Source organism: Kineococcus sp. G2 (genome assembly GCF_037154035.1).
Lineage (GTDB): Bacteria > Actinomycetota > Actinomycetes > Actinomycetales > Kineococcaceae > Kineococcus.
This window is the reverse complement of sequence record NZ_JBBBEM010000012.1, coordinates 24,734-41,018: the sequence shown is the minus strand read 5'-3', so window position 1 is coordinate 41,018 and position 16,285 is coordinate 24,734. Positions and strand designations below refer to the sequence as shown.

At 73.6% G+C, this 16,285-nt stretch carries 11 protein-coding genes; 2 read left to right on the top strand and 9 right to left on the bottom strand.

All coding sequences use genetic code 11. From position 1 onward, the window contains the following. Positions 1–14: 14 nt before the first annotated feature. The 3 genes from V9U69_RS02665 to V9U69_RS02655 are packed head-to-tail and all read right to left on the bottom strand — an operon-like array spanning position 15 to position 4,665. Positions 15–1,316, bottom strand: a complete 1,302-nt coding sequence (locus tag V9U69_RS02665) for an MFS transporter (RefSeq protein ID WP_337059751.1) — start codon at positions 1,314–1,316, stop codon at positions 15–17. A gap of 42 nt (positions 1,317–1,358) precedes the next feature. Continuing rightward, complete coding sequence (locus tag V9U69_RS02660) at positions 1,359–4,019, bottom strand: alpha-L-rhamnosidase (RefSeq protein ID WP_337059750.1); 2,661 nt, start codon at positions 4,017–4,019, stop codon at positions 1,359–1,361. Positions 4,020–4,074: 55 nt separating this feature from the next. Next, on the bottom strand, positions 4,075–4,665 hold the full coding sequence (locus tag V9U69_RS02655) for a TetR/AcrR family transcriptional regulator (RefSeq protein ID WP_337059749.1): 591 nt from the start codon (positions 4,663–4,665) through the stop codon (positions 4,075–4,077). A 138-nt stretch (positions 4,666–4,803) separates the two neighbouring features. Here V9U69_RS02655 and V9U69_RS02650 point away from each other — a divergent pair, with 138 nt between their 5' ends. After that, on the top strand, positions 4,804–6,126 hold the full coding sequence (locus V9U69_RS02650) for an MFS transporter (protein WP_337059748.1): 1,323 nt from the start codon (positions 4,804–4,806) through the stop codon (positions 6,124–6,126). 39 nt (positions 6,127–6,165) lie between these two features. Then, positions 6,166–7,410, top strand: a complete 1,245-nt coding sequence (locus V9U69_RS02645) for a family 1 glycosylhydrolase (RefSeq protein WP_337059747.1) — start codon at positions 6,166–6,168, stop codon at positions 7,408–7,410. 63 nt (positions 7,411–7,473) lie between these two features. On the opposite strand, the gene V9U69_RS02640 is transcribed toward V9U69_RS02645, so the two are convergent. The 6 genes from V9U69_RS02640 to V9U69_RS02615 form a co-directional block, all read right to left on the bottom strand. Continuing rightward, positions 7,474–10,026: a beta-glucosidase gene (locus V9U69_RS02640; RefSeq protein ID WP_337059746.1), complete on the bottom strand. Its 2,553-nt coding sequence runs from the start codon at positions 10,024–10,026 to the stop codon at positions 7,474–7,476. A 106-nt stretch (positions 10,027–10,132) separates the two neighbouring features. Beyond that, entirely contained in the window at positions 10,133–10,891 is a 759-nt protein-coding gene (locus tag V9U69_RS02635) for a hypothetical protein (RefSeq protein ID WP_337059745.1), read from the bottom strand. Further along, entirely contained in the window at positions 10,888–11,364 is a 477-nt protein-coding gene (locus V9U69_RS02630; RefSeq protein WP_337059744.1) for a hypothetical protein, read from the bottom strand. Before V9U69_RS02630 ends, V9U69_RS02635 begins: the two co-directional genes overlap by 4 nt. 337 nt (positions 11,365–11,701) lie before the next feature. After that, a complete protein-coding gene (locus tag V9U69_RS02625) occupies positions 11,702–12,712 on the bottom strand; it encodes a LacI family DNA-binding transcriptional regulator (protein WP_337059743.1) in 1,011 nt (336 codons plus the stop codon). A 62-nt stretch (positions 12,713–12,774) separates the two neighbouring features. Then, positions 12,775–15,369: a family 78 glycoside hydrolase catalytic domain gene (locus tag V9U69_RS02620; RefSeq protein WP_337059742.1), complete on the bottom strand. Its 2,595-nt coding sequence runs from the start codon at positions 15,367–15,369 to the stop codon at positions 12,775–12,777. Positions 15,370–15,444: 75 nt separating this feature from the next. Next, complete coding sequence (locus V9U69_RS02615) at positions 15,445–16,284, bottom strand: carbohydrate ABC transporter permease (protein ID WP_442907558.1); 840 nt, start codon at positions 16,282–16,284, stop codon at positions 15,445–15,447. Position 16,285: the final 1 nt, after the last annotated feature.

Below are 16,285 nucleotides of genomic sequence, written 5' to 3'. Positions count from 1 at the left end.
CCGGCCGGGCCGGGTCACGCCTCGGCTCGCTCGAGGGGTTCCCGGCCCGGCGCCCGTCCGTCGCGCTGCGCCAGGGCGACGGCGAGCACCAGGACCAGCAGGACGGCGGCCAGCCCGTCGAAACCGACCCGGGCCAGAACGGGCCCGGCGAGCGCACCCCCGGCAGCCCCGGCGTAACCCATGAGCGAGTCGGACACCCCCTGCAGGCGGGGCCGCTGCACGGGCGCGACCGCGGAACCGACCAGGGTGGAACCGGCCACGATCGACGCCGACCACCCCAGCCCCAGCAGGACCAGGCTGATCGTCACGAGCGTCGCGTCCTCCGAGCCCAGCAGGGCCAGCAGCAGCGCCCCCAGGTACAGCGCCTGCCCGGCGAGGACGACGGCGCGGGCGCCGACGCGGTCGCTGAGGGCGCCGAAGACGGGCGAGAGGGCGTACATGCCGGCCACGTGCAGGCTGATCGTCAACCCCACGAGGCTGAGCGAGGCGCCGTGCCCGGTCAGGTGCACCGGGGTCATCGACATCAGCGCGACCATGGTGGCGTGGCTGCCGGCGACGGTGAGCACCGCGCGGCGCGCGGCGAGGTTCGAGCGCAGCACGCTCAGCCCGCCGACGGGGCGAGCAGCGGTGGCGCCACCGGCGGGACCGTGCGTCTGCGCCGCGGCGAGCGCGGTGGCCGTCAGGAGCGGGTCGGGCCGCAACCCCGCGAGCAGGACGACGGCGCCGAGCGCCTGCGCGCACGCGGAGACGACGAAGCCGCCGGTGAGCGGCGGCAGGCCCAGGGCCCGGCCGACGGCCTCGCCGGGTTCGAGGAGGTTCGGTCCGGTGACCGCCCCGACGGTGGTGGCCCAGACCACCAGGGAGAGGTCGCGACCGCGGGTGTCGGCGGCGGCCAGGTCGGTGGCGGCGAAGCGGGCCTGCAGGTTCAGCGCCTGGGCGGACCCCATGAGCAGCAGTCCCGTCAGCAGCAGGACGAGGCTGCCCAGCACGGCGGCGGTGACGACCACCGCCCCGCCCAGCACGGCGATGAGCGCGCCGGTGCTCAGGGAGGTGCGCCGCCCCCGTGCCTGCGCGAGCCGGGCCAGCGGCACCGCGAGCAGGGCCGCGCCCAGGGTGGCCGTGGTGGCGGCCATCCCGGACCAGGCCGGCGAGCCGGACACCCGGGTGGTGAGCAGCGCACCCAGGCTGAGGGTGGCGCCGGTGCCCAGCCCGCCCAGGACCTGACCGGCGGCCAGGACGCGCACGACGCGGCGCTGCAGCGCCCGGTGCTCCGGGGTGCTGCCCGTAGGGCTGCCCGGGGTGGTGCTCGTGGGCACGTGCGACCTCCGATCGTCCGGTACCGGTGCGGCGGGCGGGACCTACGACCCGGCGAAGGCGGCCGGGGCCTCGGCGGCGGCGCCCGCCCGCACCGTGCAGGTGAAGCGGTGCACGCCCGCGGCCACGGTGGTCGGGGGCGAGCCGTCCGGCAGGTGCACGTCCGCCTGCGTCGACGGCGGGACCACGACCTCCAGGGTGAACTCCTCCCCGTCGAGGGTCCAGGACACCGCGGCCCGCCCGTAGGGGGTCTCGTGCGCGGTGCGCGCCCAGGTGAGCGCCGGGTCCGGCAGCGGCGCGATCCGCAACCGGCGGTAGCCGGGCGCCGCGGGCGCCAGGCCACCGACGCGGCGGTGCAGGAAGTCCGCGACGGCGCCGAACGCGTAGTGGTTGAAGGACGTCATGCTGCCGGGGTTGATGGAGCCGTCCGGGAGCATGGAGTTCCAGCGCTCCCAAATCGTCGTGGCTCCCATCGTCACCGCGTACAGCCACGACGGGCACTCGGTCTGCAGGAGCAGGCGCCACGCGGTGGCGCCGTGGCCGGTGTCGGCCAGGGCGTCGCACACCAGCGGCGTGCCGAGGAAACCGGAACCCACGTGGTACCCGTCGGCGGCCACCTGCTGGGCGAGGAGTTCACCGGCGCGCTCGCGCTGCGCGGGGTCCAGCAGGCCGAAGGCCAGGCCGAGGGCGTGGGCGGTCTGGGAGGGGAACGCCGCCCGGCCGCTGGGGGTGACGTACTCGGTGCGGAAGCGCTGCGCGACGCGGTCGGCGAGCTCGCCGTAGCGCTGCTGCGCCTCGTCCTCGCCGAGCACGCGCGCGGTGTCGCGCACGATCTGCGCGGAGCGGGCCAGGTAGGCGGTGGCGACGGCCTGCCACGGCAGGCGGGCCGCCCACGGCTGGTCGTCGGGGGCGGCCGCGTCGAGCCAGTCGCCGAAGGAGAACCCGCCGCTGGCGAAGTCCAGCTCCTCGCCGGCGCGGGCGGCGAACGCGTCCACCCAGGCCGTCATGGAACGCCACTGCCGGCGCAGGATCCCCGCGTCGCCGGAGCGCTCGTACAGCGTCCAGGGCACCACGGTGGCGGCGTCGCCCCACCCGGCCTCGGCGCCCAGCGGCGGCAGGTTCGGGTCGACGTCGGCCCACGGCACGTAGACGGGGACGTTGCCGTCGGGGTGCTGGTCGGCCGCCAGGTCCGCGAGCCAGCCGGTGAGCATGCCGGTGGTGTCGTGCAGGTACGCCGCGGTGGGGGCGAACACCTGCAGGTCGCCGGTCCAGCCGAGGCGCTCGTCGCGCTGCGGGCAGTCGGTGGGCACGTCGACGAAGTTGCCGCGCATGCTCCACAGGACGTTCTCGTGCAGGCGGTTCAGCAGCGGGTCGGAGGTCTCGAACTCCCCGAGGCGGCGCAGGTCGGTGTGCACGACGACGGCTTCGAGGGCGTCGGCCGTCAGCTCGCCCGGCCAGCCGGTGACCTCGGCGTAGCGGAAGCCGTGGAGGGTGAACTCCGGTTCCCACGTGAACTCGCGGCCGTCCAGGACGACCTCGTCGGTGGCGCGGGCGGCGCGCAGCGAGCGGACCCCGAGCTCACCGTGCTCGAGCACCTCGGCGTGGCGCAGGGTGATGACGCTGCCGGGTTCCCCGGCCGGCACGCGGACGCGCAGGCGCCCCACGAGGTTCTGGCCGAAGTCGACGATCGTGCGCCCCGACGGCGAGGTGGTGATCCCCACCGCTCGCAGGCTCTCCTGCCGGCGCACGGGCGGGCCGTCGGGAGCGACGAGCGTGGCGGTGTCGAAGGGTTCGACCGTCACGGCGTCCCAGCCGGCGTCGTCGAAACCGGGGCTGTCCCACCCGTCGAGGCGGCGGCGGGCGTCGAACGTCTCGCCCGTGTACAGGTCGGCGCGCGTGACGGGGCCGAGGGTCGAGCGCCAGGAGGCGTCGGTGCCCACCACGGTGCGGGTGCCGTCGGCGTGGTCCACCTCGAGCTGGACGAGGGCCGCGGTGCGCTCGCCGTAGACGTCGCGCAGCCCGGCGAAACCCAGGTAGCCGCGCCACCAGCCGTCGGCCAGGTGCACGCCGAGGGCGTTGCGGCCCTCCCGCACGAGGTCCGTGACGTCCCAGGTGCGGTAGCGCAGACGGGTGGCGTAGCTGGTCCACCCCGGGTGCAGCACGTCCTCGCCGACCGGTGCGCCGTTGAGGTGCAGCGTCATCACGCCGTGGGCGGTGGCGCGCACGCGGGCGCGCACGACCCCGCCGGGGAGCTGCACCTCCCCGCGCAGCAGGGCCGCGGGCTCACCGCCCTCCCCCGCGGGCGGCAGCACCGGGGCCACCACCCGCGCCTGCCACAGGCCTGCGTCCAGCAGCCCGGTCTCGAGCACGGTCGGCTCGCTCCACGCCGAGGGTTCCTGCGCGGGCCCCCACACGCGCACGCGCACCGAGCGCCGTTCGCGGCTGCCCAGCGGGGCGGCCGGCCAGGGCACCAGCACCTGCTCGGCGCCGTCGACGCGTCCGGTGCGGAAACGCTCGCCCGGGTGGTCGGGGTCGGTCACCTCGATCTCGTGGGCGTGCTGCACCCAGCCGGGCTCGCCGGTGTCGACGACCCAGGACAGGCGCGGGCGCTCCTGGCCGATGCCGAGGGGTTCGCGGTGGTGCTCGACGGTGACGGGCCGGACGGTGACGGGGTGGATGGCGACGGGGTGGGCGCTGGTGCTCACGGTGCTCCTGGGGCCGGTGCGGGTCCCGCCGGCGACAGCGCCGGCGCGGGGACCTCTAGAGGGGGGTGTGGAGGAAGCTGTTGAGGTGGCGGCGTATGCCGTCGGCCATGTCGACGTCGAACCCGTCGAGCCACAACAGCTCCAGGCCCTCCGTCATGGCGATCGAGCTGAACGCGGCGCGGCGGGGGTCGACGTCGTCGAGGAGACCGCCGACGGCGTCCTCCTCGGCGAAGGCGGTGGTGACCGCGTTGGCGATGCGCTCGAACCGCTCGGCGAAGTACTCGCGGGCGGGGTGGTCGGGATCGGTCGCCTCCGCCGACAGGACGGTGTAGAGCTGCACGACACCGCGCTGGCCGGCCTGGGTGCGGGAGACCTCGACGAGCCCGGCCAGGAAGTCGCGGCCGCGGCGACCGGCCAGCAGGTGCTCGGCCCGCACGTCGCGCTGCTCGAGCACCGCCCGCAGCAGCGCCATCTTCCCGCCGGAGAAGTGGTGCAGGACACCCGTCTGGGTCATCCCGACGGCGCGGGCGATCTCGTTGACGGACGTGCCGGTGTAGCCGCTGCGAGTGAAGACGGTGAAGGCGGCGTCGAGGATCTGCTGACGGCGCTCCGCGCTCTTGCGGTACTCGCCGCGGGGTCCGGCCATGTCCGCACGCTAGCAGCTCACAGCCGAAAACATTGACCCCTTCAGATTTTGGCTCTACCGTCCTCCTCGTCCCCCTCCCGGGGATGTCAACGTCGACAACCGGCCGCCACGAGACGGCCCCAGCTGGCGAGGAAGCCCATGGACCTGTCCTCCGACTCCGCCACCGCGGCGCCGCACACCTTCGACGCGGCACCGCTCAGCGCGTCGCCCCTGCTCGCGCCGTCCACCGGGACCTCCGCCCCCACCGCCCCCCTGCCGCGCGGGTTCGTCCCGCTCCTGGTGCTCGCCGCGGTCGGCGCGGGCGCGGCCCAGATGTCCGCGGCCCTGCTCACGCTGACCCTGAAGGCCACCGCGCTCGACGCCACCGGCGCAGCGGGGATCATCGCCCTGTCCAGCGGCATCGCCGGGGCCTTCACGATCTGCGCCCTGCCGACCGTGGGTGCGCTGAGCGACCGCTCGCGGTCCCGGTTCGGCCGGCGCCGGCCCTACCTCGTCGCCGGGGCTGCCTCGTTCGCCATGGGCGGCACGCTGCTCGTGACCGCGCCGAACGTGCCGCTGTTCGTGCTGGCACACCTGCTCATCTCGCTCGGGTTCATCGCCGCCGGCGTGGCGACGACGGCGCTTCTCGCCGACCGACTGCCGGCCGACCGCCGCGGCCCGGCCGCCGCGTTCCTCAGCCTGTCCACCGCGATGGGCGCCCTGCTCGGCATGGCGGTGGTGCAGCCCTTCGGTGCGAACCTCGCACCGGTGGTCGGGGTGCCCACGGCCCTGGCCGTCGGCGCGATGCTCCTGCTCGCCGCCGTCCTGCGCGAGGAGCGCTCCACGCAGCCGCGCACCCCGCTGCACCTGCGTGAGGTCATCGGGATCTTCTGGGTCAACCCGCTGCGCTTCCCCGACTTCGCGCTCGTCTTCAGCAGCCGCCTGCTCGTCTTCTGCGGCGTGGCCGCCCTCAACGGCTTCCAGGCCCTGTACCTCCTGCAGCACCTGCACCTCGAACCGGTGCAGCTCAGCGGAGCGATCCTGCTGACGGTCGTGGTGAACTGCGGCCTGTCCCTGCTCGTCGCCCCGGCGATCGGCAAGCTCAGCGACCGCCTGGACGTCCGCCGTCCGTTCATCCTGGTCGCCGCTCTCGTCTTGAGCGCCGGCCTCGTCGTGGCCACCCGCGCGACGGACCTGCCGTCCTACCTCGTCGCCTGCGCCGTGATCGCCCTCGGCCAGGGTGTCTACTTCGCCGTGGAACTGGCCCTGGCCACCCGCGTGCTGCCCGACCTGCAGAACCCCGCCAAGGACCTGGCGCTCATCAAGGTGGCGGACAACCTTCCGGTCCCGCTGGTCGCGGCCGCGGCCCCGGCACTGCTGGCGATCGGCGGCGGCGGCAACTACGCCGCCCTGTTTAGCGCCGGCGCGCTGTGCGCCGTCGTCGGCGGTGTGCTGATCCTGTTCATCCGCGGCGCCCGCTGACCGGCGCACCACCGCAAACCCCACCGAGGAGAGCACGAGATGACCCACCCGTTCCCCGACGACTTCCTGTGGGGCGTGGCCACCGCCGGGCACCAGGGCGAGGGCGACAACGTCCACAGCGACACCTGGTTCCTGGAGAACACCACCCCCACGTTGTTCGCCGAACCCAGCGGCCCGGCCTGCCGCACCCTGCAGCACTGGCCCGCCGACCTGGACCTCGTCGCCAGGATGGGCCTGAACGCGTACCGGTTCTCGGTGGAGTGGGCGCGGGTGGAACCGGTGCGCGGCGAGGTGGACGCCTCGGCGCTGGACCACTACGAGCGCCTGGTCGACGGCTGCCTCGAACGAGGGCTGTCCCCGGTGGTCACCTTCAACCACTTCACGGCGCCGCACTGGTTCTCCGCCGCGGGTTCCTGGCTCGCCGACGACGCCGCGGACCGGTTCGCCGCGCAGTGCGAGCGCGTCACGGCCCGCCTGGGCGACCGGATCACCTCCGCCGTCACCCTGAACGAGCCGAACCTGGAGCAGCTCCTCCAGGCCGGCGGCAAGCTGCCCCCGCAGGCCGAGCAGCTCAAGCGCGACATGCTCGCCGCCGCGGCGCGGGCAGCGGGCACGGAGCGGTACTTCTCCGCCAACGTCATCCCCTCCGACGCGCAGGACGCGTTCCAGGAGGCGACGACCCGAGCCCACCGCGCGGCGCGCGCGGCCGTCAAGGCGCTGCGCCCGGACCTGCCGGTCGGCGTCTCGATCGCCATCGCCGACGAGGTCGCGCTGCCCGGTGGGGACGATCACCGCGATGCCAAGCGCGCCGCCGTGTACGACCACTGGCTGCGGGTGGCGCGCGAGGACGACTTCATCGGCGTGCAGAACTACGAGCGCGTGCTGCACGGCCCCGACGGCGAGGTGCTGCCCGACGGGCCCCGCAACGGCATGGGAACCGTCGTCGAGCCCGCGTCGCTGGCCGGGGCCGTGCGCTACGCGCACCAGGTCTCCGGCGTCCCCGTGCTCGTCACGGAGCACGGCCTCCAGACCGACGACGACGCCCAGCGCGCCGCCTTCATCCCCGCCGCCCTGGAGCACCTCGGCGCGGAGCTCGCCGCGGGCACGCCCGTGCTCGGGTACTGCCACTGGACGCTGCTGGACAACTTCGAGTGGATCTTCGGTTACGGGCCCAAGCTCGGTCTCGTCGCCGTGGACCGGGAGACGTTCGCGCGCACCCCGAAGCCCAGCGCAACGGCGTACGCCGACGCGGTCCGCGCCCACCGTCCCGCCGTGGTCGGCTGAGGCCGACACGAGTCGCTCGCGGCGCCCGGGCGGTGGTGCCGGAACCACCGCCCGGGGGCTCGGCTACTTCACGGTGATGCTGCCCACGAGGTCGACGTCGGCGGCGGACCGCCCGACGTAGACGGGAACCTCACCGGTCGGGGTGACCCACCGGTCGGCGTCCTCGTCCCAGTACGAGAGAGCCCGGCGGTCCAGCTCGATGCGGACCTCGCGCTTCTCCCCCGGCCGCAGGGCGACCTTCGCGAAACCGGCCAGCGCCTTCTCCGGCGTCTCCACCGCGTCGGTGGGCAGGTGACCGACGTACACCTGGACCACGTCGGAGCCGGCGCGCTGGCCCGTGTTGCGGACCTGCACGCGGACGGACGTGGTCTCGCCCTCGCCCTTGCGCGTGTCGAGCTTGCCGGTGCGCAACTGGCGGTGCTCGAAGGTCGTGTAGGACAGGCCGTGACCGAACGGGAAGAGGGGTTCCTCGTCCTGCTGGTCGTACCACTTGTAGCCGACGTGGATGCCCTCGTCGTACTCGACGCTGGCACCGGTGTCGTGGGTCGGTCCCTGCCCCTCCGCGGCGGGGAACGTCACGGGCAGGCGCCCGCCGGGGTCCGCGTCGCCGTACAGCACGTCGGCGGTGGCGGTCCCGACGGCTGCCCCCTGGTACCAGCTCTGCACGACGCCCTCCACGTCGTCCAGCCACGGCATCAGCACCGGTCCGGGGGTGTTCAGCACGACGATCGTGCGGGGGTTCACCGCCGCGACGGCCTCGATGAACGCGTCCTGGTCGCCGGGCAGGCGCAGGCCCAGCCGGTCGACCGCCTCACCGGTGAACTCGTTGACGACCACGACCGCGGTCTCGGCGCCCTTCGCCGCCTCCACCGCGGCGGGGATGAGCGATTCCGGCTGCCAGCCGAGCGTGAGGCGCGGGCCGAAGAAGCCGGCCTCGCGGGTCGAGTACTCCACCGTGATGGGCACCGACTCCCCCTCGGTGAGCGGGACGGTGCCGCCCAGGGTGTACTCCTGCGGGGCGAAGAAGAAGTCCCAGATGAACCGCGACCCGTCGAAGACCGTCTCGCCGCCGATCGTCACCTTCGCCGATCCGGACAACAGCGAAGAGATGCGTGCCAGACCGGTGGCCGTCGGGGTGATCGTCCCGGTGAAGCGCGCCGACCACTGCGCCGGCAGACCCTCGACGGGGGCGGCGCCGCTGAAGTCGACGTTCGGGGTGGTCGTGGTGGCGACGGGAGCGCCCTGGAAGTCGGGGTTCGCGAAGAACTCGGCCTGCAGGCCCTCCTGACCGCTGGGTGCGGTGAAGGCCGATGCGGGCACGGTGGGCAGCGCGACGTCCCCGAGGGAACCCTGGGACACCGTCGTGCGCTCGGCGCCGGCCTTGCTCCGCACGGCTTCGGCGAGGGTGGTGAAGTCACCCGGGTCCACGTAGGAGGAGCCCTCGATGCCGGTGATCGCGTCCTCGCCCGCCGGGCCGATCACCGCGACGCTGTCATGCTTCGACAGCGGCAGCGCGCCGGAGTTCTTCAGCAGGACGCTGGCGGCAGCGCCGGTCTCGCGGGCGAGGCGCTGGTGCTCGGCGGTCGTGACGACGTCGGGGATCGTGGTGGGCAGCGGGTTGTCGAAGGCGCCCGAGTTGAACAGGGCGACGAGGATGCGCCGCGCGGCGTCGTTCGTCCGCTCCTCGGGGATCCGGCCGTCGAAGAACGCCTCACGGGGCATGCCGGGGAACAGCGACTGCGAGTCCACACCTGCGTTGATGCCCGCCACCGGGTCCGTGCGGGGGTTGAAGTCGGTGGCGACGTACCCCTCGAGCCCGAGGTCCTGCTTGAGGTCGGTGAGCAGTTCCTCGTTCTGGCAGACGTGCTCGCCGTTGACCTTCGGGTAGGCGCACATGACGGAGTCGGCGCCGCCCTCGCGGATCGCCTTCTCGAACGCCGGGTAGTGCACCTCACGCAGCGCCCGCTCGGAGACGTCGACCGCGAGGGTCTCGCGCGGGCCGCTCTCCTGGTTGTACACGGTGAAGTGCTTGAGCATGGCGATGACGTCGTTCTCCTCGAGGCCGCGGGCCATCGCAGCGCCCATCTCGCCGTTGACGAGGGGGTCCTCGCCGTAGCCCTCGGCGGCCCTGCCGGAGAGGCCGTTGCGGTCCACGTCCACGGTGGGGCCGAGCACGACGTTCCAGCCCTTCGCGCGGGCCTCGGCGCCGACGGCCTGCCCGTACCGCTCGGCCAGGGCCGTGTCGAACGTGGCTCCCAGGGCGTTGGGGGCGGGGAAGGCCGTCACCCCGGTGTCCCCGCGCAGTCCGCCGGAGGCGTCCACGCGCCGCATCCGCGGGATCCCCAGGTGTGCCAGCGGGTCGAAGTCCTCGTCGTTCGTCGCCAGGACCAGGGTGACCTTCTCGTCCATCGTCATGGCGTTCAGCAGCGCGTCCGCGCGCCAGGCGGGAGATCTCGACGGGTCGCGCCAGGGCTGGGCGTGCTCGCCGGGGCGCGCCGCTGCGGCCGCCTCGGACGACGCCTGCGCCGCCTGGGCGCTGATGCAGGGGGTGAGGACGGCGGCGGCGCACAGGGCCGCGGCAGCAGCCCGGCGTCGGGCGGCGTGGTGGGTCGTCACGGCAGTTCCTCCTCGAACCGGGGGGAGGGCGCGAAGCCGTCGAGGGCTCCGTCGCCACATCGGACGGCGGTGAGGCTTGAAGCGCTTCAGCTCGCCGTGGGACGAGTCAACCGCAAACCCTCAGCGACGGCAAGGGTCGGATCCAGTGACCACGCCCTTCCCCGGCCCAAGGCGCACGCACGGGGGGCGGATCGCGTCCCGCACGATCCGCCCCCCGTGGTCGTCCCGGTGTCCAGGGGTGGTCGAGGACGTAGCTCGGCTGCCCGGCCTGCTGCGGGGTCACCGGTGCCCCGACGCCGTTGACCACGCTGTCCAGCGTGCCAGCGGTGAGGTTCACGGTGTGGAGGTGGCGCAGCCGAACCCCTTCCGTCCGCGGGACCTCGAACCCCTGGGAGGCGCGCAGGGACGGGTCCACGTTCATGAAGGTGCAGGAGCGGGCGCCGGTCAGCTCGTGGTGGCGGACGTGGTCGGCGACCTCGTACGCCGCCCACCCCAGCGTCCCGTCGTGCTGCCAGTCGGCCTGGTTCGGCAGGTCGTGGGGTAGTTCGTCCTGGAAGAGGAAGGTCCGGCCGCGCTCACCGTTCCACACCACGTCGTACTGCTGGTAGTGCTCGACGAACAGGCCGGTGGCGCTGACGTCGTCACCGTCGACGACGACGCCGTTGCGACCGGTGCTGACGTCCCACCCGCAGGTCACCGGGTCGGCCGGGTCGCTCTTGCGGGAGCTCTTCGTGCCCACCCGCAGCAGGGCCGGGGACTCCTGCGCACCGGCGTCCACGGTGACCCCGGCGATGACGACACCGGGGACGCCGCCACCGTCAGCGGGACCGATCCGCGCCGCGAACTGGGAGTTGCTCTCCGTCACGGAGTCGGTGGGGCGGGCGACGAAGAAGTCGCGGAGCGGAACCGTGCGTCCCGGGGTCGGTCCCTCGCCCCAGGTGACGCCGCGAGAACCTCGCTGTCACGCGTGAGCCACTGCTGCTGGGAACCGCTCACGACGTTCGACCGCTTCGAGTCGGCGATGAAACCCCGGCTGGCCAGGGACGGACCCGCGGAGCGGTGGTCCATCAGGGACGACTGCCCACCCGTGACCTGCACCCGGCGCATCGAGACCGCCTGCGAGACGGCCCAGAAGTTCGTCCCGGCGCGGCAACCCTCCTGCCCCGCCGAATCCACCTCGATCGTCAGGTTCGACACCGTGCGCCAGAAGTTGGTCAGCGCGTTGCACGACGTCTGAGCACCGGAGCCGAAGCAGCGGTCGAACACCTCCACCTTGCCGTCGACCGTCACATCGGACGGCGACGCCCCCAGACCGGCGATCTCGGTGCAGCAACCCACTCACAGCTGCAGGGAGTCCTCGGCGCTGCCGCAGGTCCCGGGCTGGAACAGGAACGCGTACCGCTCACGCCCCATCTCGTCGTCGGCCTGCGCGTCGGCGACACGGTCGACCGCGTCCTCGATCTGCTGGGCCGGCGTCTGCGGCGTGAAGACGGTGACGGCGGGCCCGAGGCCTGCTGCCGGATCGCCGGTTGCAGGCGGGGCTGCGGCGGCAGGGCCGGCCAGGGCCGCGGTCAGCAGTGCCGCACCCCAGGGAGCCAGCCGCCGCGCGCGGCGACCGGGGTCCCGGAACCTGCGGGCACGTGGAGGGACAGGTGTGTTCGCGGGGTTCCGGGTGTCAACCCCCGGTGCGGTCGCTGGTGCGCCGCGCCAGGAGCGTCGGTTGCAGCACGACGCGCTCGTGCTCGTGCCCGGCGGCGTCGCCGTCCTCCCGCAGGAGCAGTTCGGTGGCGCACCGGCCCATCTCCGACTGCGGCTGCGACACCGTGCTGAGCGAGACGGCGGTGGAGCGGGTGAACGGCATGTCGTCGTACCCCACGACCGCCACCTGCTGCGGCACCGCCAGTCCGCGCTGCGCGCACTCCGCGACGGCTTCCAGGGCGATGAGGTCTGTCGCGCACGCGATCGCAGTCGGGCGCCGCCGGGCAGGCGCGTCCAGCAGTTCGCCGAGCGCCGGCAACCCGCCGCCCGACTGCCACCCGGAGACGTCGACCGCCTGCACGTCGGCACCCGGCAAGGTTTCCGCCAGGCCCGCGAACCGCTCGTGCACGTGGTGCGCCGACAACGGTGCCCCGGCGAAGACGACGCGCCGGTGCCCCGCGCCGGCCAGGTGGGCGCCGACCTGACGACCACCGGAACGCTCGTCGATCGAGACCGAGCAGAAGGGGTGCTCGCCGAACACCGGCCCCACGAGCACCAGCGGCGTTCCCCGCTCCTGCAGCGCCCGCACGCCCTCCAGGGACGCGTCGACAGCGGGGCTGAGCAGGACGCCCCGGACCCGGCGCTGCTCCAGCGTCTCGAGCTGCCGGTGCTCACGCTGCACGTCGTGCTCGCTGCTGGCGACCATGACCTCGAGCCCGTGCCGGGCCGCAGCCTGCTGAGCGCCGTGCACGACGTCGAGGAAGAAGGGGTCGGTGATGGTGGGCAGGACCACGGCGATGAGCTCGCTGCGGCCGCGCAGCGCCAGCTGGCGCGCCGGCTCGTTGCGGACGTACCCGAGCTGCCGCATGGCCCCGCGCACCCGCTCGGCCGTCTCCGAGGAGACGAGCTCGGGGTGGTTGAGGACGTGGCTGACGGTGCCGACGGAGACACCGGCCAGCCGGGCGACGTCCTTGATCCCCGTGCGCATGCCACCTCCGAGCCCCGACGCGCGACCCTGGACACTATGCACGACGGTCCGCCCCGTCGCCGTCAGCCCACCGGATCGGCCGCGAGCACCCCGCTGGTGAACCGGTGGGTGCCCGACAGGACCCTCTGCGTGGTGCCGTCGGGCAGCACCAGGCGGCCGGTGGCCCCCGTGGGCACCTGCACCGTCACCGCGAACTCCCCGCCCTGCAGCGTCCACTCGATCGAGGCGGTGCCGTAGGGGGTGAGGTGCCGGGCGGAGGCTGAGGTCAGGCCGCCGCCGGGCCGGGGGTGGAAGAGGATCGAGCGGTAGCCGGGCTCGTCGGGCGCCAGCCCGGCCACGACGCGGTGCAACCAGTCGGCGACCGCCCCGAGGGCGTAGTGGTTGAAGGACGTCATCTCCCCGGGGTTGACGGTGCCGTCCGGGAGCATGGAGTCCCACCGCTCCCAGATCGTCGTGGCCCCCATCGTCACCGGGTACAGCCACGAGGGGCAGCCGCGCTCCAGCAGCAGCAGGTACGCCTCCTCCAGGTGCCCGGTCTGGGTCAGGGCGTCGCAGATGACCGGGGTGCCGGCGAAACCGGTGGCGATGCGCCCGCCGGCCTCGCGCACCAGTTCCGCCAGCCGCGCGCCGGCGGTCCGCTGCTGCTCCCCGGACAGGAGCCCGAAGCGGATCGCCAGGGCGTAGGCGGTCTGCGCGTCGGAGCTGAGGAGGCCGTCCTCGCGCAGGTGCGCGGCGAGGAAGGCTTCGCGGACCTCGTCGGCCAGCGCCGCGTACCGCTGCGCGTCGTCGTCACGACCGAGGACGCGAGCGGTCTCGGCCAGGTGCCGGGCTGACCAGGCGAAGTAGGCGGTGGCCACCAGGTAGCGGTCGGTGCGGGCGTCGGCCGGTGACTCGGGCGGGGCGGCCGGGTCCAGCCAGTCCCCCAGTTGGACGCCGGTGTCCCACAACCGGCCCGGCCCGGCGAGGCGCTCCACCAGGTCGACCCAGCGCCGGGCGCTGTCGTACTGCGCGGCGAGCACCCCGGTGTCCCCGGTCCGCTCGTACAGGGTCCAGGGCGTGAGCACCGCGACGTCGCCCCAGACCGCGCCGGGCTTCGGCGGGGTCCAGAAGTCCCCGGGGATGACGGGCACGTACCAGGGCACGGTGCCGTCCTCGAGCTGCTCGGCCTCCACGTCGCGCAACCAGGACGCCAGGAAGCCGGAGCAGTCGTAGAGGAAGGCGGCGGTGGGGGCGAAGACCTGGATGTCCCCGGTCCAGCCGAGGCGCTCGTCGCGCTGGGGGCAGTCGGTGGGGATGTCGACGAAGTTCGAGCGCGTGCTCCACACGACGTTCTCGTGGAGGCGCTCCACCAGCGGGTCGGAGCAGGAGAACTCCCCGGTGCGCTCCATGTCCGTGTGCAGCACGCGGAAGACGACGTCACCGGGCTCGATCGTCGCGGCCGGCCAGCCCTCGACCTGCGCGTAGCGGAAGCCGTGGATCGTGAAGGCGGGCTCCCACTCCTCCACGCCGACCCCGGCGAGGGTGTACGTGTCGCGCGACTCCGCCCCCCGCAGCGGGCGGGTGTACAGCTCCCCGTCCTGCAGGACCTCGGCGTGGGTGAGGGTGACGGTCCGGCCCTCCTCCCCGCGCACCCGGATCCGCAGCCGGCCAGCGGCGTTCTGGCCGAAGTCGAGCAGGAACCGCCCGTTCCCCTTCGCCTCGACGCCGACCGGCAGCAGCTCCTCGGTGCAGCGGACCGGCGGGCCCTGCGGGGCGACGAAGCGCTCGGCGCCGGCCGGCGCGGTGCGCACCGGGCTCCACGCAGCGTCGTCGAAACCGGGCTCGGACCACCCGCGCGGCAGGGCGCGGGCGTCGTAGTGCTCCCCCTCGTACAGACCCGTGAAGAGGATGGGGCCGAACCCGGCTCGCCACTCCCCGTCGGTGGCGATGACCTGCTCGCTGCCGTCCTCGAAGACGACGTGCAACTGCGCGATCAGAGCCAGGTCGGTGCCGTAGAGGTTCCGGTGCCCGCCGTGGAACCCGAGCCTGCCGCGGTACCAGCCGTCGGCGAGCCAGGAACCGATCGCGTTGGAGCCGGTCCGCAGCAGGTCGGTGACGTCGTGGGTGGAGCAGCGCAGCCGCTCGCCGTAGACGGTCCAGCCGGGCGCGAGCTCGTCGGTGCCGACGCGGCGGCCGTTGACCTCGAGGCGGAAGACGCCGTGCGCGGTGGCGTGCAGGCGGGCCGAGCGGACCGGACGGTCCAGCGAGAACTCGCGGCGCAGCAGCGGGGGGCGGCGGTCGGAGTCGGCTTCCTCCGCCCAGGCCGGCCCGACCGCCAGCGCGGCCCAGTCCTGCGGGTGCAGCAGACCGGCCTCCACGGTGGACGGCTCGGACCAGGGCGAGGGCTCCTGCTCCCCCTCGCCCCACACCCGCACCCGCACGTCGGCCGCCTCCCGGGACCGCAGCGGCTCCCACGGCCAGTCCAGCAGGACGGAGTCGGGCGAGGCGACCCGGCCGGTGCTCGCCACCGCGCCGTCGCGGGTGACCTCCAGCTCGTAGCCGGCCGGTGCCCACCCGGCGGGCGCGGTGGTCCGCCAGGAGATCCGCGGTGCGGCCTCGCCGACGCCCAGGGCTTCGCGGTGGTGCTCGAACGTCGGGCGGGCGGGAACGGCGCTCATGCGCTTCAGATCCTCACGTGTGTCGGGGTGGAGCAGGGCTGCGACCGTCGTCGGTCGCAGCCCGTGCGGGGTGGCTCAGCCCTTGACGGCGCCGGAGGTCATGCCGGCGACGATCTGACGGTTGAAGAACAGGTACAGCACCAGCGGCGGGATCGTGATCAGCAGGATGTCCATGAACAACAGGTTGTAGCTGGACAGGGACTGGCTCTGGAAGTTGAACAACGTCAACTGCACCGTCGCCCCCGCATCCCCTGGCAGGAAGTACAACGGCGTCTGGAAGTCGTTGAACACCGCCACCGACTGCACCAGCACCACCGTGACCAGCACCGGGCGCAGCAACGGCAGGATCACCCGGAAGAACAAGCGCAACGGCCCGGCACCGTCCAGGACCGCCGCCTCGTCCAGCTCACGCGGGATCGTGGAGATGAACGCCCGGAACAGCAGGATCGTGAAGGAGATCCCGAACGCGACCTCCACCAGGATCAGCCCCGGCATCGTGCCGAACATCCCCAGCCGCTGCAGCACCCAGATCGTGGGCACCACCGCCGGCGGCATGATCAGCCCGGCGAGCACCAGGAAGCTGATCAGGCCGTTGAAGCGAGTGGCGCGCCGCTGCAGCACGAACGCGACCATGGAACCCAGCACCACCATCAACGTCACCGACGCCACCGTCAGCACGAACGAGTTGATGAACGCGATGATCAGGATGTAGTCGCGCGTCTGGACCACGTCCACCAGGTTCTGCCAGCCCTGGAACTGCCGCGGCCACGCGAAGCGGAACTCGCTGGCCTGCTGCGCGTCCATCACGGCCACCAGCACGATGAACACGAACGGCACGATGAACACCACGGCACTGACCAGGATCGCCAGGCCACCGACGCCGTAGCGGTACCACGCCGAGCGTGCACCACCCACC